Below are 17,404 nucleotides of genomic sequence, written 5' to 3'. Positions count from 1 at the left end.
CCTGTATGAATAACTTCATGGGAAGCAACATTAGACATGTCTGGACCTGCTTATATAAAAAAGATGCCCGGAGGCATCATCTGAGGGTTGTTGCGGCTGCAGTTTATAATATACGTCCGGGCCTAGTCCATATTGGATAAATCATTCGCGGTCCCGGCCACATGCTCAAACGCCCGGCTTAACTCCTGCATGGATTGTCCCTGATGCTGTGAGAATGACATGATGTGCTGGATAGACTGGTCCATCTGCAGAATAGACTGCTTCATCCCTGCCAGCTGGCTGTGGATGTTCTTCACCAGTGCGTGGCTGTCATTAGCCAGCTTGCGGATTTCCGTCGCCACCACGCCGAATCCCCGTCCCTGCTCACCGGCTCTCGCCGCTTCAATTGCCGCATTAAGCCCGAGCATATGGGACTGGTCAGCGATCCGCTTGACGGTGGACAGAATCTCAAAGCTGCTCTCGATATCTTGAACCATAGAATTCGAGCTGCTCACCAATTCGTCCAGTCTTTGGGTAATTCCCATGGAGGAACGGGTCACTTCTTCGGAGGTCGCCGTCATTTCTTCCACCAGGGAGGACAATTCCTGTGCACCCTCCTGAAGCCTTGCCGCCTTGTGAATGGATACCATCGCTGCAATAACACCAATGACTTCACCCTCACGCATGACCGGGACTGCCGTTGAGAGATAGGATATGCCAAAAGCTTCCGGGCCGCGTTCCTCGCGCTGCACTTTGCCCGTCTCCAGGGCTGCATACGACACAGTACCTCTGAACTTCTCAATAGGTGCGCCTACCGGAACCTTAAGATCAATCTTCTCACCGGGAAGATAAGCAAGCACCTTGTCCGTATCCGCGAGCACCAGGGCAGCATCCTCGGGGTACGTATTCTGAATCATACTGAGCACATTCTGCAGCTGCCCAAGCTTATCCTCCTGTTTATCCTCCAGCATAACTATCGACCGCCTGTTCCGTAATTTTCAAATATTCAGGTCTGATTATATCACTTAATGAAAAGGGGAATTGAATTTTTCTGAAAATCATGTGGTTCTCCCCTTCAAGATTAGAATGTTCAAAATAAAAGCTGTCACAGAACATTCTTCTGTATCGTTACGGGGATTTAGCATCTGGTACTAGGAGAACGTGCTATACTATATTTATCAGATACATCATCATGTTTGCATAGGAGAGGTTCAATTGGATAATCAACGCTGGATCGCACCTGAATTCTACAATCTCACTTCGGAAATGGAGCAGCATCCTGGAGATAAGATTGCTCTTAAATGGTTACAAGAGAACGGGGATTTCGAAGAAATCACCTATGGACGGCTTATGGCTCAGGCTAACCGTCTGGCGGGGGGGCTGTCAGGCCTCGGTCTGAAGCAAGGGGACCGTGTCCTGGTTATGGTACCACGCCGCATTATCGCCTACGTCATCTATCTGGCCTGCCTGAAGCTGGGACTTGCCGTTATTCCATCTTCTGAAATGCTGCGGGCCAAGGATCTGTCCTACCGGCTGCGCCATTCCGAAGCCCGCGCGGTCATTGTCTGGTCGGAGGTTACCGGCGAAGTGAACAAGATCGCCGAAGATCTGCCTGCCCTGGACTATCGCCTGTCTGTCGGCGAAGCTGAGCTTGGCAACGGCTGGGTAGACCTGGAAGGCCTGATGGACGGACAATCTGACTCCTTCCCTGCGGTTGCCAGCCGCCGGGACGATATCGCCATCCTGGCCTATACTTCCGGTACAACCGGCAACCCGAAGGCCGTAGTCCATACCCACGGCTGGGGATATGCGCATCTGCGGATCACCTCCTCCCTCTGGCTGGATATCCGTGAATCGGATACCGTCTGGGCAACGGCCGCACCGGGCTGGCAGAAGTGGATCTGGAGTCCATTCCTCACTGTACTCGGCAACGGGGCTACCGGCTTCGTCTATAATGGCCCTTTCCATCCGGACCGTTATCTTCAGCTGCTGCAGGATGAGAAGATCGGGGTATTGTGCTGCACACCTACAGAGTACCGTCTGATGGCCAAGACTGAAGGCCTCGCCCAGTACGATCTGTCGAATCTGCGTTGTGCGGTATCCGCCGGTGAGCCGCTGAATCAGGAAGTCATTCACACCTTCCAGCAGCACTTCGATATTACGATCCGCGACGGCTATGGACAAACAGAGAGCACCCTGATCATCGCGGCGCTGAAGGATGAGCCGATCCGTGTCGGCTCCATGGGCAAATCGATTGCTCCCGGTATTGTTGAAGTAATCGACGAGGAAGGACATCCGCTGCCTGCCGGGGTCGTAGGTGATATCGCCGTGCACCTGAGCATGCCTGCCCTGTTCCAGAATTACTACAAAGATCCGGAGCGCAAAGCAAACTGCTCACACGGGGAGTATTTCGTAACCGGCGACCGGGCGCGCAAGGATGAGGACGGCTACTTCTGGTTCGAAGGCCGCGGGGATGATATCATCATCAGCTCTGGTTATACCATCGGGCCGTTTGAAGTAGAAGAAGCATTAATGAAACATAACCTTGTCAAGGAATGCGCAGTGGTAGCCAGTCCTGACGAGATCCGCGGCTCGGTCGTCAAAGCTTTTGTCGTGCTCAAGGACGGCCATGCCGGCACACCGGAGCTGGCCAAAGAACTGCAGTCCCATGTCAAGGAACAGACTGCACCTTACAAGTACCCGCGCAAAATCGAATTCATTACGGATCTGCCGAAGACGACCTCCGGCAAAATCCGCAGAATCGAGCTGCGTGAGCAGGAGAAGAAGGCTGCGCAAGAGTAAGCAGCAGCTTGGCCGGCAGCAGCAGGCTGGCTCCTGTTGACTGGAAGCGCGCCGATAAGGGCAGTTCCTAATGAATTGGAGAAACAATAAAATCCCCGTCCCTACAGTGATGTAGGAACGGGGATTTTTGTGCTTTTACCTCAAGACAGCCTTAAGCTCTAACGAATACGAATCGAACCTTCCTGTCTCTGTATCCTTGTACCGCGTTTGCCGCTGGACAGAAGCAGCAACGCTGTATACAGAATGACAAGAATGAGTGTGGTAACCAGACTCCCTTCCAGGCCGAACTTGCCCCCGGTCAGCAGCTCATTTCCTTGTAAGGATACCGAATAGATACCTTTGGGCGTATTCCCGCTCACCGCAACGCCGTATATGTAGCCCTGGAACAGATTCCAGGAAATATGCAGCGCCATCGCAGCGTACAAATTACCTGTCCGGAGAGTCACCCAAGAGAAGATTAAAGCGATAATCACGATATTCAGTCCACTGATCCAGCTATATCCTGGATTCGCCATATGGGCAAGCGAGAAGAAGATGGAGGTCAGGCCCACTGCGGCCGGAATACCGAGCCTTGAGGACAGCAGATGCTGAAGGTATCCTCTGAAGATCACCTCTTCGCAGATTCCGGCCAGCAGTGCCGTAATCACAATATCCGCCGCATCGAGCTGTCCGAACCGGGGCTGTGACCACTCTCCCTGAACCACAGCATTCCCCAGACCCCATAACACCAGCAGAACGGAGGATAGCAGCAGTGCTCCGCCTGCGAAGCCGGCAGCGAACCGCTTGCCGTCAGGCCTGGACAGTCCAATGCTGGACAGCGGACGCTTATGTATTATTCGTACCGTATAACACACGACAATAAACGAATAGATGGCTGTAGATTTGAAGACACGCACCCAGCCGTCCGGATCGAATAGTCCTGTGGAACCCACGCGCAGCGATAGACCAAAGGAGACTATTACCGTCAGAAGCGCAATAGCCCCGCCGACCCATAAAATCTCCCAGCCTGCTCTGAGCTGCCCGTTCCGGTTCCTGAATAGAAATTGCATGTGCAGTCACCCTTCCCTTCCTCATCCTCTCATCCGTTAGACGGACCGAAAGGGAAGGGCCCTGCAAAACAATTGAATATATGCAAAATAATCCAGAGCCGCAGCTGCTTACTCCGACCAGTACTTCGCATCCGGATTCAGCGCCGCTCCTACCTCGCCTTCCGTTACCAGATCGCAGTCCAGGTAACCCTCTTCATCCAGGAAATATACCTCCTGCTTATAGAATTCGCACAGGGTCTCCAGGAATTTCCCCGGTGAATCATACATGGTCACCAAATCGCCGTAGTCATGCAGCAGGTCGCATACCCGCTCGACCCCATCCTCAGACCGGTAGTAGCAGATAAAATCACTGCCGTAGTTAGTCAGCAGCGGCAGCACGACCCCGCCGCGGGCATAGCCCTTCTCCTGCAGGATGCCTGACAGTAGCGCCACTTCCTGGCCGTATTCCCCGATATGAATCAGCCGGTAGCCCGGAATGAATTCAACCAGGCTGGGGTCCTCTTCGCTGCTGCCCGTTCCCAGAACGGTGTCATAGATTGCCTGTAAAAGCGGAGGAACCTCGGGGGCATACTCTGAAATAGCGGCACTGCCTCCTGCCGGGGCCTTGCCCAGACTGGCGGTGTAGCCAGGCCGCAATTGCGCGGACAGCTCCAGGAATTCCTGAAATTTATGGGTAAGCATGAAATCATCCTTTTCTTGGATTAATGTAGTGCGCCTGTATGAACATCATCGGTCATTTTATATACTTTGCGGCCAACGGTCTTAGCCTCTGTGAACATGGAGGTGATGACCTCCTGCACGGTGGTAATCTCACGTACCAGCCCTGCAATCTGGCCGGCCATTACCGAACCGTTCTCTGTATCCCCGTCACGGACCGCAAGGCCCAGAGAGCCCATTGCCAGTGCCTCCAGCTCCTCTTTACCCGCCCCGCCCTTCTCCAGCCTCATGTACTCCAGCGTCATACGGTTCTTAATGCTGCGCACAGGAACACCAAGCGAACGGCCGGTTACCAGCGTATCGCCGTCTTGTGCGGCAACAACCGCCTGCTTAAACTGCTCATGGGCCGGACATTCGATTGTCGCCAGGAAGCGTGTGCCCACCTGCACCCCTTGCGCTCCCAGTGCAAAAGCTGCCACCGCTCCCCGGCCATCGGCGATTCCGCCGGCAGCAATAACGGGAATGGCTACAGCATCGGCAACCTGTGGAACAAGCACCATGGTTGTAGTCTCGCCCACATGACCGCCCGCCTCTGTGCCTTCAGCCACAATCGCGTCGACTCCCAGCGCCTCCATTTTCCGCGCAATCTGCACAGAAGGAACTACAGGAATGACCACTATACCTGCTGCCTTCCACATCCCCACGTAATTCTTGGGCGAACCCGCTCCTGTGGTCACGACCTTAACGCCTTCGTCTATCACCAGTTGCGCCAGTTCATCCCGGTTGGGAGCCATCAGCATCAGGTTGACGCCGAAGGGCTTAGCCGTCAGGCTTTTACACTTATGAATTTCTTCCCGCAGCCGGTCCGCACTCATCCCGCCGGAGGCAATGACTCCCAGCCCCCCCGCATTCGACACCGCTGCTGCCAGTTCGGCGTAGGCAATCTGCGCCATGGCCCCCTGGATTATCGGGTAGGTGATCCCCAGCATTCTTGCAATACTCATAATCCTTCCCCCTTATCACATCAAAAAGCGGATCGATAAGGAAGGCTCCCCCATCTCTCCGCTTGCTGTGCTCTACCTATTTGGTGGCCGAAACCCACATTTTCTCCAGCCATTCATCGAAATTCTCGCCCTTCTCGCCTTCATAGGCATCGTAGACGTCAACCCGCATCTTCTTCAGCTTCTCTTTGAACTCTTCGTAAGAATGGTCTTTCGGAAGACTCTTCTTAATCCGCAGAATAATCTTCGATACCCCTCTGAACAGCTCGGCCTTATTCTTCGACGGAACCTTGACCTCTTCGCCGAAGGCTCTCAGCTTGTTGTACGCGGCTTCTTGAACGGTATATACAGGATCGCTGATCATCAGACGATTAAGGATATCAATAATTTGTTTGTGGTTGTAGCGGCCCAGCTCTTCCACTGCTTCAAGACGCGCTCTCCAATCCGCGGAGCGGCCGGCGGCTTTCTTCAGTTCCTCATAATTCTCTGGCAGCTCTTGGATTACTTCTTCATTATTCAAACGATACAATCCCCTTCTTGGTTAAATCTGATATATAGAACGTTTATCTTACATAGTGCAATTCTACAGTACTGTACTCCTTGATTTCAATCTTTTGTACAAACATTCATGCGATTCCGGAGCAACCGGCAGATCTTACTCATTTCCTCCGGCATTCTCCGCTTCAGCACCAGGAACAGCAGCAGGCTTACCTGCCTCGATCAGCACCTTATTACCCAGCAGGAAAAAGCCTTGGATAAACAGCAGCATCCCCGTAATGATCAGCAGCCATTCAATCTGTATGAGATCGGCCAACGGCCCGAAGACCAGCATGCCCAGCGGCATCATCGAACTCGAAATCATGCCCAGCACCCCGAAGACCCGGCCCAGGTAATCCGGCTCCACCTTCTCCTGCAGCAGAACTGTGGAGGGGGTATTGAAGAACGGCAGCGCCAGTCCCACCAGCCCCATTACGGCAAGATAAATCCAGAAGACCGGAATTACTCCCAGCGCAAACGTGCATAACCCGACGGCAAGGGCCGATAGGGTCATCGTATGAACCCGGTTCCGGAAACCCGGCCAGACTGCCATCAGCAGTCCGCCAAGCATCATCCCGATCGAGAACGTAATCTCAATGGCGGTCAGGCGCCAGATATCCCCGCCAAAGGTTCGTGTAACCTGCAGCGGAGTCAGAAACGACACCGGGGCCGCCAGCACAAAGAAAAAGGCACAGAAAATAAAAAAGCTTCTAATATAAGCATGCTGCCGGATATAGCTGAAGCCCTGGCGCAGATCACTCAAATAGCTGAGTGTCTGCTCTGCAGCAGCTTTGGCATGAAGCGGCACCTGCACGAAGAAGAACATCGTCATAACCGCCACTGCAGCAGTGATCACATCGATGAAAAATATAATTTCAATACTTGCCATGCTCAGCAGGGCTCCGCTCAGCATCGGGGACAGCAGCATCACCATTGCCTGAATGCTGCCGTTGATTCCGCTGATCCGGGTCAGTTTGTCTTCCGGCACCAGCTGCGGCAGCATGGCCGCTACAGCCGGTGTCTGCACTCCGCCTCCAAGCGCCCGCAGGGCAGACACCACAAAAAGCAGCCACATCTGGTCGTATCCCAGCAGAAACAATATCGCCAGAACCAGCGTCGAAGCTGCAATAATAGAATCCGAGAGGACAATCAACCATTTGCGGCTGTAACGGTCTGCCCAGACCCCCGCAAAGGGCGACAAGAGAAACATCGGCACAAATCCGCAGATAATCGCTAACGTCATCATTACTCCGGACTGTGTATTCAGGGTAATATACCAGAGAATCGCATACTGGACCAGTGAAGATCCGAACAGCGAGACGGTCTGGCTGGTAAGGAAAAAGGCAATATTTTTCTTCCAGTCAGTGTTCATTGTCAGGGGATTCCTCCTCTTTCTCAGCACTTTAGAGTCATATTCTAGCATAGTTTCCACAGCGCTACCTAATGGATTTTGACCAAGCAGGAATGGTTTGCCGTCCTTTTTCAGGACGCTACCGTTTCAGCGGGAAAGATAAGGATAATTTATGCGCAGAGCATATAAATTCTTAGCTTTTAAATACATCTGCAAAAGTATAGTATGTACAAACGAATCTGCAAGCAGTATAGGAGGTTACCATCAATGAAAGCCATCGCCATTCATGAGTTCGGCCCCGCTGGAAATTTAACAGAGATTGATATCCCTGTTCCCATTCCGGGTGAGCATGAAATACTGATTGAAATGTATGCGACTTCTGTTAATGCGGCGGACTTGAAGGTCAGGGAGGGCTCATTGCCTGCCGGCAGCGGCCATATTGCCGCCTTTCCGCTGATCCCCGGAATAGACGTTGCCGGAGTGGTAGTGAGTACAGGCAGCGGAGTAAGCCGGTTCAAACCGGGTGATGCGGTATTTGGGCTGATGCAGGTTAAGGAGGGCGGGGCCTACGCAGAATATACATTGGCAAACGGCCAGGTGCTGGCACCGATTCCCCCGGGATTATCCTTTGAAGCAGCTGGCGCTCTGCCTGCTGCCGGACTTGCCGCCTGGCAGGCGCTGGCCAGTGCCAGGGTCTCCAGCCGGGACCGCGTGCTGGTTCACGACGGCGCGGGAGATATCGGCAGCTTGGCTGTCCAGCTCGCCAAGCTCCGGGGAGCTACCGTGATTACGACGGTAAGCGGTGATGAGCTTGATCTGGCCTGGGGCATCGGAGCCGACCAGGCGATAGACCGGCAAGAGCAGGATTTCGCCGCTATTCTCGGGCAGAGCATAGATGTTGTGATCGACACCGCCGGAGGTCTGATCCTGAACCGGAGCTTCGCGGTTCTCGCACCCGGCGGGAGGCTGATCTCCACTGCGGAGCGGCCTGACCCGGTACAAGCGGCGGCTGGGGACATCACGGCAGCGTACCTCACTCCCGCCGCTGACCCGTTCCAGTTGGCCGAGCTGGCCCGGCTGACGGCCGAACGCCGGCTGAAGCTGATAATTGGCCAGTCCTTCCCGCTCACTGCAGAAGGACTGCGCAGCGCACATCTGCTGTGCGAAGGCAGGCAGACTCAGGGCAAAGTCGCTATCACTATCAAATAACGGTCCGGCAATGCGCATGCCCGTTCATCTGATATAAGGCAAGGATACCTCCACTTCAAGACCCTTTATGGGCTAAGTGGGGGTAGTTGATTATAGAAATATTAGCCGTCTCACCACAAGTTCAAGCGGAGGAAATCCCGTATGGCCCAGGTTGCCTCAATTCAGTTGAAATCCATGCACCAGCACGACCAGCAGTACAGCCACAAGAATACCGGGCAGAAGATTGGCTACCTTGATCTTGGTAATTCCCAGCAGATTCAGGCCGATCGCCATGATCATAATCCCTCCCGCTGCGGTCATCTCAGCAATACAGTCGTTCAGCAGTGCTTCAGGCACAAACCGGGTAATCTGTGTAGCAAGCAGAGCAATAATCCCTTCATATAGAACAACAGGGACCGCCGAGAACAGAACACCGACTCCCAGCGTCGAGGTCAGAATAATGGAAATGAATCCGTCCATAATCGCTTTGGTATAGAGAATCTGATGATCACCTTTGATGCCGCTGTCGAGGGCTCCGAGAATGGCCATTGCACCCACCACAAACACCAGGCTTGCCGTGACGAATCCCAGCGAGATACTCCCCTGTCCGCCTGCCCCCACTCTACGCTCCAGCCAATTCCCTGCACGGGTGAACCTGTCTTCAATGTTGATCCATTCACCGGCTACCGCCCCGATCACGAGGCTTAGAATAACGATCAGGAAATTCCCGCTTTTGAGGCCCATCTGCACCCCCAGCACAACAATCGCCAGCCCAATCCCGTTCATCACCGTATTCTTCATACTCTCCGGTATCCGTTCCAGCAACTTGCCCAGCATTGTTCCGATAATAATAGCTGCTCCATTCACCAAAGCTCCCAACAGCACCATCGCTCAGCAGTTCCCCCAACTATAATTTCTCTCTTATCCTAGCATTATAGGGGTAACAGGCACTGTAGCGTCAAGAGTGTTGCCGGCCGAGCAGATGCATATGGCCCATCAGGATTACATCGCCAGATTAAATTGACAGATTTCTGTTAACGATGGTACGCTCACTAATATCATTCTCTAAATACAAGTAGAAACGGCCAGCCTTCCTGAGAAGAACGGTATCCGTTTCAGCGGGAAAGATAAGGACATTCTAATGCGTCAGGCATATATATTCTTATCTTTGAACAAATCCGGTGCGGATCTGTTCAAAGCCAAGTAAGGAGAGTCTCTATGAATGAACGGCCTACCCTCGATAAGGGGAGCTTATCTAAGGAAACATTACTTCTTCTTGCGCTTTTAACTTCTGAGAATATCAATGAAACGGCACACCAGAATCCGCAGCTGTTCACAGGCCTGGACTGGGATGTATTCTTGCGGCTTACCTTACATCACCGGGTATATCCATATTTGTACCCCAAGCTCAGCCGGATGGATGGGGATGTGATTCCTGCCAGCGTCCTGGAGCGGATAAAAATGGAGTATCGCCGAAATACCGTCCAGATGCTTCAGCTCAGCGGTGAAATGAGTAACCTCGGCACTCAGCTGGCCGAATTGAATATCCGCTGCCTGTTCCTCAAGGGTCCGGTGCTTGCGCAGGCGTTGTACGGAGATATCTCGCTGCGGACCTCACGGGACCTTGATTTCCTGGTGCCGATGGCGCAGCTGCAGGATACGGAAGCCCTGCTGATCCGTCTGGGGTATGTGAAGGAAGAAACGTTCGAGAGCATACTCGGAGACTGGAAATGGCGGGAGCATCATACTACATTCAATCATCCGGTCAGTAAGATCAAGGCGGAGGTACACTGGAGATTAAGCCCGGGGCCGTCCAAAGAACCCGATTTCGATACCCTTTGGAAGCATGCGCGGACAAGCAGCCCCTTCGGCCGCAACGTCCACTATCTGGGCCAGGAGGATCTGTTCCTGTTCCTGGCTGCCCATGGAGCCAGACATGGATGGTCCCGGCTGAGATGGCTGCTGGACATCAAAATGCTGCTGTTGCAGCAGCCGGACTCCGCTGTATTGACCCGCCTGCTGCGGCGCTACAATTACAGCGCTGTAGGCGGACAGGCACTTATTCTGGCAGCCGGTCTGCTGGACGCGGAGATAGAGCCCGGATTGTCCGCTCTGACGGACCAACCCAAAGCCCGCAGATTAGCACAGCGCGCCCTGTTCTATGTGGCGCGGATGGTCAATCTGCACAACCCTCCGCTGGAGCCGGAGGTCGAGCGTCATTATAAATATTACCAGCCGGCGATTCTATCCCCCTGGCATCAGGTACTCTATGTAACCGGCTTTATGTACCCTTATGCAGCGGATGCGAAGACACTGCCGCTGCCGGAGGCGCTGCATTTCTTGTATTTCCCCCTCCGTCCTTTCCTGTGGAGCTGGCGGAAGGTAACGGGTGCAGAGAAACGGATATAGCGGGCGGGATGCGGGAACCGCACTTTCCTCAACAACCGCACGAGTTGCGGTCAATATCGGTCGATCGCTGGCGGGACTGGTCAGACTGGTCGGACTGGTCGGACTGCCGGGACTTGCGGGACTAACGGAATAAACACTTAAACACTTAAACACTTAAATCCTCACTTCTGATTGATTTCCGGCAGAATTGAGTCTCTTAAGTAAGCTATGCGGGCATAAATGTAACCTTAAATAAGCAATATAGGCATAAATGTTGTACGTTTTGCAACTTTGACTTCTGGATTGCAGGGTTTGCGGGAGGATTGTTGTACAAAATACAAGAATAATCCAACAAAGCCGCTTGAATAAGGTGAAATGCTGCATTTTGTACAACAATATTGGATTTGAGCCGGTAACATGAGGAAAATGTTGTATTCTGTGCAGGATTTTATAAAGTTACAGGTTCACTACCGCGAACAGGGGATGATTAGCGGAGGATTAGCGAAGGATTAGCGGATGAATCCAGAAATTCATACTACAGTTCATCAGCCATCCGGAAGTCCAAGATCACCGCAGTGATGTCCAGCGTAGGCTAAAGACAATATAGGGGAGGGGCTAATTAGCCCCTCCCCTATATTGCTTCTTCCTGCCCGCTAAGCAGACGGCTGAACATGCCGCCCTTCTCTGAAGCCAGGCCGCTGTATATTCCCTGCTGGATCACCCGTCCCTGGTCGATGACCAGAATCTGATCGGCTCCCCGGATGGTGGACAGGCGATGGGCAATGACGATGACCGTCACCGATGCCTTCAGCCGCTCCAGCGCCTCCTGAATCCGCTTCTCATTCTCGGTATCGAGCGCACTCGTCGCTTCATCAAGCACAAGGATGGACGGCTTGCGGATAATCGCGCGCGCCAGTACCAGACGCTGCCGTTCCCCGCCGGACAGGCGTACGCCGCGGTCGCCGAGCAGCGTATCCAGTCCGTCCGGCAGCTTGCGCACAAAGTCAGCCGAAGACGCAAACTCCAGCGCCTCCCACAATTCCGCTTCCTCCGCATCCGGCTTGATCATCGTCAGATTGTCACGGATGGTCGCATTGTACAGAAAAGGGTCCTGCGCAACATACCCGATGGATCTCCGGTAGGACAGCAGCCTCTCACCTGTGATAGGCGCGCCGTCAGCCAGGATCTCTCCGGTCTCCGGCTGCATCAGTCCCATGAGCAGATCAACGAGCGTGCTCTTCCCTGCGCCCGAACGTCCGACTATGGCGGTCATCTTCCGGGCCGGAATCGAGACATTTACGTTCTGAAGCGAATATTCCGGTTCATGCGGATGATAGCGGAAGTCAACATTTCTGGCTTCAAGACCATGCTTCAAGATCATAGGGGCTACAGCTTCCCCGCCTTCCACCCGGTCATGCTCCACAGCGGCAAGACATTCGTCCTGCAGCTGCTGCAGCTGCTTGAAGGAGGGCAGTACGGAGGCTAGCTGCTCCATCAGCGACTGCAGGGTAGAGAATGTCGGCCACAGCCGGGTAAATACCAGAATAACCAGCAGCAGATTAGGACCCTCTGCTTGCATGAACCGGAAGGAGACGAAGATAAACACGGCAATCAGCAGTGTAGAGGACAACTTGTACAGCAGCTGCGAGTTCGAACGCAGACGGGTATAGTCCAGCTGCTCCTGCTTCACCTCTCCGGTGAAGGCATGCAGCCACTCCAGCCGGGAATGCTCCAGATTGTTGCTTTTGATATCCTTGATTCCGTTCAGCTGATCCGTTATTCCGCCCAAGTAGGTCTTGCCGAGCTCCGTGCTGCGGCTGCCCAGCTTCTTAGCCTTACGGATGAAGCGGCGGGAGAACAGGGACAACAGAACAGCGCAGACGAGTACGGAGAGCGTCATCTTGGGGGACAGCCAGAAGGCGAAGCCGATCTGCACCAGCGTGAACAGCAGCGAGGTAAGAAACTGCAGGAAGCAGCTGATGCCGGCAAGCACTCTGGCCAGTTCCGTAGTCATCACGTTGATCAGATCGGAGGTGCGCTTTTTCAGAAAAAAAGACCATTCGGCCCGCAGCAACGCGCTGTATACCTCATAACGCAGCTGTCTGCCGTAGGTCTGCTGAATCTCCACATTGCGGATGGCCACGGACCGTGAGATCAGATTCTGGCAGAGTACAATGAGCACATAACCGCCAAGCACCAGCAGGAGCGCCGTGGTCTGCGGCAGTTCGGAGATGAAGCCAAGCATCGGAAGATGAAGACCGGCCGTGGCTGTGCCGCCTAACTGAATACCAGCCATACCCAGCATAGGTACAAGCAGCAATATGGCAGAGCTCTCCAGCAGACCACTGATCACCATACCGGACAAGTTGAGATATAGTTTAGCTCCCGACAAGCGCTGAAGCTGCCGGAAATAATAGATTATCGCTTGCATGGGCCCACCTCGATCACTCAGCTTGTAACACTTTGGCGAATTTCTCCACAACCACGAATCCCTGCATGGCATCATCACCGGAGACATAATAAGCCCCGCTTCTCAGCCAGGCATGGGCGATCATCTGCCCCTGCTTATCCCGCGCCACCCCCATATAGAGTGTGCTCTCAATCCCCCGCTTCTCCAGCATCTTCAGACCGGCTACGGCTCTGACCATACAGGTGCTTTTCCAGGGCGTATAGCGGCTGATCACCCGAATGGCCTTCGTGATCTGCTGAATGCGGGGAATATCCGTGTCTTTGGATACCGCCGGAGTCTCCAGGGATTTCACCCCGAGCTGCGGAGCCGTCTTGGCAAAAGGAAACAGCAGCTGGATTCTAACCAGGAAAAGCCGCCATAACGCCTCAGGAATCAGCGCCAGCGCGGCTTTGTCATACTTCAGCAGTAAACCGATGCGCCGGAGGGTAATCATGGCCCGTTGACGATGGCGACGAGATCCTCATTCAGCAGATTCTGCACAAAATCAAATACATCCTGCTGTGCCAGCTCCGCCGGAACCTCAAAGATCTCCTGCATGATCTCGGCAATCCGGCGGATGGACACCGGTGAAGCCAGAGCTTCCCAGATCTCGCCCCCGACCTCGCCAAGGTTGTAATACTTACCGTTCTTCACATTCAGCATCACCTTCTCGCCATCCATGTCACTGGCGATATTGCCTTCCCGCTGAACCAGAACCGAATCAAGGGACAGGACTGCTGCTGTATCCATATTCATATTTTCATCTCCTTCACCTTTTGGGTAATCGTCTCAAAGATCAGCTCCGTCTGCTGCGGTGCACTGAAGCCCTGCTCCGGACGGGTCAGCCGGTACATCGGCAGCCGGTTAACGAATGAGGCCAGCATACCGAAATGCCATTCCCTGACCCCCATGGGGTCCACCAGCGCTTTTTGATAGGTATGATTATATAAGGTATGAAGCCGCTCCAAGCCGCTGATAGCCTCTACTGACACCGGCCCGTCCTGTACAGACAGTTCAAATATTCCTGCAAGCGGCAGCGGTTCAGCCTGGAACCGGTCATGAACGGGTATGGCAAACTTGGTCTCCCGCTTAAACAGCGGGCGGTACGCAGACGAATTCATTCCCAAATAGTCCAAGCTTTGCTGCCACAGCTTCTGCTGCGGATAACCTGGAACAGCTAATGGAGTTCCATTATGCACCAACACGGGAATAACGTCGTCACTGACCAGGAGATGTCCCTGATCCATTAAATAGGAGGCAAGCGTAGATTTCCCCGCTCCCGAACGCCCGACCAGCGCGTATGCCTTATTCTCCAGAACAAGTGAGCTTCCATGAAGAGCCAATACGCCTTTTTGCATCAGAAGAACACCCATGCAGCTGCCCAGAATGAACAGGCGGATGCTATCCGGATCGGCATGGACTGCGGGAGATACGGTAATGGTACTGCCATTCTGTATGGAAAAGACAGCTGTGCCTTTAACCATGAACATCACTTCTTGCTCTGCCATACCCAGATTCGGTGAAATCTTCGGTATCGCCTCCCAGCGCTCGGACAAATCAGCCTCCACAACAGATACGCTGCCCAACCTTCCGGGCTGCTCCGTACGGGGAAGTTCCGGCAAGGGGAATTCACTGAGAATTTGCAGACCAAAAGCCTTATACCCCAGGCATTGCACTGTGCTCGCCATACGGTTCACTCCATCTTTATCAATTTCACCCGGCTGCCTGCCGGTGATGTGAGGATAGCCCTTATCCCCCTCCAGCAAGCTAAGAGGGATGAGGGCTGGGATGTTGCCAAGCAAAACTAGGAGTGACTAACGATTTCTTCCGGATCCGATTGGAAGGAGTCGGCAATAGCGATCCCAGGTCCAGCCATAGTCATTTTAACATCCAGAACTTCCAATGCAGGCTTGCTGTATTCCTTTTTCATATTTGTCACCCCCTTTCAAGAAACATCCATCAGGTCACACGCTTCAGAAAGCGGTAGAACACCAGTCCTCTCGTAAGAAGGCGGAAATCCGTGTTGAATATTAATAATGGTGCGGGCTCACTACCCAGCCGGTCTAAACACCCGGCGAGCCCGGCATGATTCAAGTAAGAGGAAGTCCGGGGGTCCTGAAGCATCTCCCTTAGCTCCTGCAGGAACATCTGCCATTGGGGCAGCATACGTGTAATCCCATCTGCTCCCTGTATACCGCGCCGCGTCTGGTTTAGTCTGACCTTGTCCGGCAGCCGTCCTTCCATGGACCGGCGGATTAACGACCGGTCCACTCCGTTCTGGACGTACTGTCCTTCAGGGACAGACAGACAGAAGTTGATGACACGCAGATCATTCGTAGGGTCACGATCCCATACCCTGTACTTCAGCGACAGCTTGGTAGCTGCCGTTCCATTCACATTCCAGATATGCGGCTGCTGGAAATGCTGTCTGCGGATATCGTACACCGTCTGGGACGAAGCAACTCCTTCAAGCTCTCTCAGCTTCTCTTGCACCCCTGTCCGCCGTGCGAATTCAGGATGAATCAGCTCTGGAGGGGCCTCCTGCTTCCCGGAGATCAGCTGACCAAGGCCGGGGAACACCTTGCGGCCGACAATCTTCAGCATTTTCTTGCGGCTTGCCCCCATCGAACGACTATAAAGCTTGTTCTCGCGGTAGAAGGAAATCCAGTGAAATTCGCGCAGCAGCTTCGCCTGGTAATCGAGTGCAGGCCCCCAGGAGATACTCCAGTTGCCCCGTTGTCCGCTGAGCAGAACACCGGCGCCTTTCATTTGTGCTTGTTCATATATGCCTTTGAGCCAATAGGAATTCTCAATGAATTTGTAGGGCATCTCCATAATATCCAGCCATTCGTCAATTTCACCATAAGGGCTCCGGTCAGGAAAGTTCAAGAAGCTGGGCTGAATGTTCCCCACATGGTCGATGGTCTCTTGAATATATGGACGCTCATCGGTGACCCGCTGGCCCAGTTTAAAGCCTGTAAAATTGTCCAGCGGATAAGAGCTGAATGTAAATAATGGCTTGCCGCGGCGGCGGAGCTCCTCTGCAGCAAAGCTGACCACTGAGCCGGAATCCAGTCCGCCGCTCAGATTGGCGCCTACTGCGAGGTGGGTCCGCAGCCGGTCTCTGACTGCCTGCCCGAATACCTCACGGAACGCTTCCTCGTATTCGCCGTTGCCGCGAAGCCTTAATGGAGGCGGAGTCCGGAAGGTGTAATACTGGGAGAAGGTAACCCCCTTCGCGCTGACTGTAACCGAGTGGGAAGGCGGCAGCTGTTCCACCCCTTGATAAACCGTGGAGAACATATCAGCCACATCGTTCCGGGCCTGGCTCGCCAGATACTCTGAAATCCAGCCTTCGTTCAGACCCTGCTGACCATCAGGCAAGGCCAGCAAGGGATGAATTACGGTACAGAAGGAGAACTCTTTGCCGGAACGGCGAAAGTAAAGCGTCCGGTTACCCGAGAAATCCCTCGCCCCAAACAGCGTCCGCTTGCGCGCGTCCCAGATCATGAAGGCAAAGTCACCGACCAGATGAACCGGAGCCTCTCCCCCCCATTTCTCATAGGCCAAGAGAATCAGCAGACTGTCTGGAATGGAATCACGATCTTCCCGGACAACCTGAAGTTGTCCGAACAGTTCGCTGCGGTTATCAATGATTGCATCGGCCACAATCGCCAGCCCGCGTTCCGGATCATAATAGGGGAGAATCTCATTCCTTGACTGTGGGGTGATCCACTGCGAGCGGCAGCCGAGGAAGAGTCCCTCTGCCCTCCAGGCCCTGGCATCATCAGCCGGATAACGCTGCAGCTGCTGCATAAGGCGCGGACCCAGCTCCGGGTCCAGCGGCCCATGCTGCATAGAATAGATCCCGGCGATTGCGCTCATTGTACGACCTCCAGCTGTCTAAGAATTCGATATTCGTTCTTAATAATGAACACTTCTTACTATATAAGATAACGTTCTTTCCATTGATTGTGAATAGTACCAGAGAGTACTTTTAGGT

17 protein-coding genes are annotated in these 17,404 nt (G+C 53.7%); 4 read left to right on the top strand and 13 right to left on the bottom strand.

Features of this window, described 5'->3' with window-relative positions; translation table 11 throughout:
• Nucleotides 1–122 precede the first annotated feature (122 nt).
• Nucleotides 123–950 (bottom strand): methyl-accepting chemotaxis protein, encoded by an 828-nt coding sequence (locus tag P40081_RS04575; RefSeq protein ID WP_042133677.1) that lies wholly within the window; start codon nucleotides 948–950, stop codon nucleotides 123–125.
• A 295-nt stretch (nucleotides 951–1,245) separates the two neighbouring features.
• On the opposite strand from P40081_RS04575, the gene P40081_RS04570 reads away from it, so the two are divergent.
• On the top strand, nucleotides 1,246–2,781 hold the full coding sequence (locus tag P40081_RS04570; RefSeq protein ID WP_042140744.1) for an acetate--CoA ligase: 1,536 nt from the start codon (nucleotides 1,246–1,248) through the stop codon (nucleotides 2,779–2,781).
• Nucleotides 2,782–2,939: 158 nt separating this feature from the next.
• On the opposite strand, the gene P40081_RS04565 is transcribed toward P40081_RS04570, so the two are convergent.
• The 5 genes from P40081_RS04565 to P40081_RS04545 form a co-directional block, all read right to left on the bottom strand.
• The gene (locus tag P40081_RS04565) at nucleotides 2,940–3,830 is read right to left on the bottom strand and encodes a CPBP family intramembrane glutamic endopeptidase (RefSeq protein ID WP_042133675.1); all 891 of its coding nucleotides are present in this window, start codon (nucleotides 3,828–3,830) and stop codon (nucleotides 2,940–2,942) included.
• Between the two features lie 108 nt (nucleotides 3,831–3,938).
• Nucleotides 3,939–4,511: a hypothetical protein gene (locus P40081_RS04560; RefSeq protein WP_042133673.1), complete on the bottom strand. Its 573-nt coding sequence runs from the start codon at nucleotides 4,509–4,511 to the stop codon at nucleotides 3,939–3,941.
• Nucleotides 4,512–4,531: 20 nt separating this feature from the next.
• Nucleotides 4,532–5,491 (bottom strand): DUF561 domain-containing protein, encoded by a 960-nt coding sequence (locus P40081_RS04555; protein ID WP_042133671.1) that lies wholly within the window; start codon nucleotides 5,489–5,491, stop codon nucleotides 4,532–4,534.
• A gap of 76 nt (nucleotides 5,492–5,567) precedes the next feature.
• A complete protein-coding gene (locus tag P40081_RS04550) occupies nucleotides 5,568–6,008 on the bottom strand; it encodes a HEAT repeat domain-containing protein (protein ID WP_042133669.1) in 441 nt (146 codons plus the stop codon).
• Between the two features lie 135 nt (nucleotides 6,009–6,143).
• Nucleotides 6,144–7,397 carry an MFS transporter gene (locus tag P40081_RS04545; RefSeq protein WP_039306503.1) on the bottom strand — a complete coding sequence of 418 codons (1,254 nt, stop codon included), beginning with the start codon at nucleotides 7,395–7,397 and terminating at the stop codon, nucleotides 6,144–6,146.
• 246 nt (nucleotides 7,398–7,643) lie between these two features.
• Here P40081_RS04545 and P40081_RS04540 point away from each other — a divergent pair, with 246 nt between their 5' ends.
• On the top strand, nucleotides 7,644–8,585 hold the full coding sequence (locus P40081_RS04540; RefSeq protein ID WP_042133667.1) for an NADP-dependent oxidoreductase: 942 nt from the start codon (nucleotides 7,644–7,646) through the stop codon (nucleotides 8,583–8,585).
• A 156-nt stretch (nucleotides 8,586–8,741) separates the two neighbouring features.
• Here the strand turns inward: P40081_RS04540 and P40081_RS04535 are convergent, their stop codons facing one another.
• Complete coding sequence (locus P40081_RS04535) at nucleotides 8,742–9,452, bottom strand: DUF554 domain-containing protein (RefSeq protein WP_042133665.1); 711 nt, start codon at nucleotides 9,450–9,452, stop codon at nucleotides 8,742–8,744.
• 330 nt (nucleotides 9,453–9,782) lie between these two features.
• On the opposite strand from P40081_RS04535, the gene P40081_RS04530 reads away from it, so the two are divergent.
• On the top strand, nucleotides 9,783–10,973 hold the full coding sequence (locus P40081_RS04530) for a nucleotidyltransferase domain-containing protein (protein ID WP_042133662.1): 1,191 nt from the start codon (nucleotides 9,783–9,785) through the stop codon (nucleotides 10,971–10,973).
• Complete coding sequence (locus tag P40081_RS38195; RefSeq protein WP_156118524.1) at nucleotides 10,954–11,106, top strand: hypothetical protein; 153 nt, start codon at nucleotides 10,954–10,956, stop codon at nucleotides 11,104–11,106. Before P40081_RS04530 ends, P40081_RS38195 begins: the two co-directional genes overlap by 20 nt.
• 477 nt (nucleotides 11,107–11,583) lie before the next feature.
• Here the strand turns inward: P40081_RS38195 and P40081_RS04525 are convergent, their stop codons facing one another.
• The 6 genes from P40081_RS04525 to P40081_RS04500 all read right to left on the bottom strand — a co-directional run bounded on the left by P40081_RS04525 (nucleotide 11,584) and on the right by P40081_RS04500 (nucleotide 17,286).
• Entirely contained in the window at nucleotides 11,584–13,383 is a 1,800-nt protein-coding gene (locus P40081_RS04525; RefSeq protein WP_042133661.1) for an ABC transporter ATP-binding protein, read from the bottom strand.
• A 13-nt stretch (nucleotides 13,384–13,396) separates the two neighbouring features.
• Nucleotides 13,397–13,855 carry a lasso peptide biosynthesis B2 protein gene (locus tag P40081_RS04520; protein ID WP_042133659.1) on the bottom strand — a complete coding sequence of 153 codons (459 nt, stop codon included), beginning with the start codon at nucleotides 13,853–13,855 and terminating at the stop codon, nucleotides 13,397–13,399.
• Complete coding sequence (locus tag P40081_RS04515; protein WP_042140743.1) at nucleotides 13,852–14,151, bottom strand: lasso peptide biosynthesis PqqD family chaperone; 300 nt, start codon at nucleotides 14,149–14,151, stop codon at nucleotides 13,852–13,854. The genes P40081_RS04520 and P40081_RS04515 overlap by 4 nt, the downstream gene beginning before the upstream one ends.
• A gap of 2 nt (nucleotides 14,152–14,153) precedes the next feature.
• The gene (locus tag P40081_RS04510) at nucleotides 14,154–15,089 is read right to left on the bottom strand and encodes a phosphoenolpyruvate carboxykinase (ATP) (protein ID WP_042140742.1); all 936 of its coding nucleotides are present in this window, start codon (nucleotides 15,087–15,089) and stop codon (nucleotides 14,154–14,156) included.
• A 116-nt stretch (nucleotides 15,090–15,205) separates the two neighbouring features.
• Nucleotides 15,206–15,331, bottom strand: coding sequence for a paeninodin family lasso peptide (locus P40081_RS38190; protein WP_039306512.1), 126 nt, complete (start codon nucleotides 15,329–15,331; stop codon nucleotides 15,206–15,208).
• 29 nt (nucleotides 15,332–15,360) lie between these two features.
• Nucleotides 15,361–17,286 carry an asparagine synthase-related protein gene (locus tag P40081_RS04500; protein WP_042133657.1) on the bottom strand — a complete coding sequence of 642 codons (1,926 nt, stop codon included), beginning with the start codon at nucleotides 17,284–17,286 and terminating at the stop codon, nucleotides 15,361–15,363.
• Between the last annotated feature and the right edge of the window lie 118 nt (nucleotides 17,287–17,404).

It is taken from the genome of Paenibacillus sp. FSL P4-0081 (assembly GCF_000758565.1).
In the GTDB taxonomy this organism is placed as follows: Bacteria; Bacillota; Bacilli; order Paenibacillales; family Paenibacillaceae; genus Paenibacillus_AQ; species Paenibacillus_AQ phytohabitans.
The sequence above is the reverse complement of the archived record's forward strand: the minus strand, read 5'-3'. Positions and strand labels throughout refer to the sequence as shown.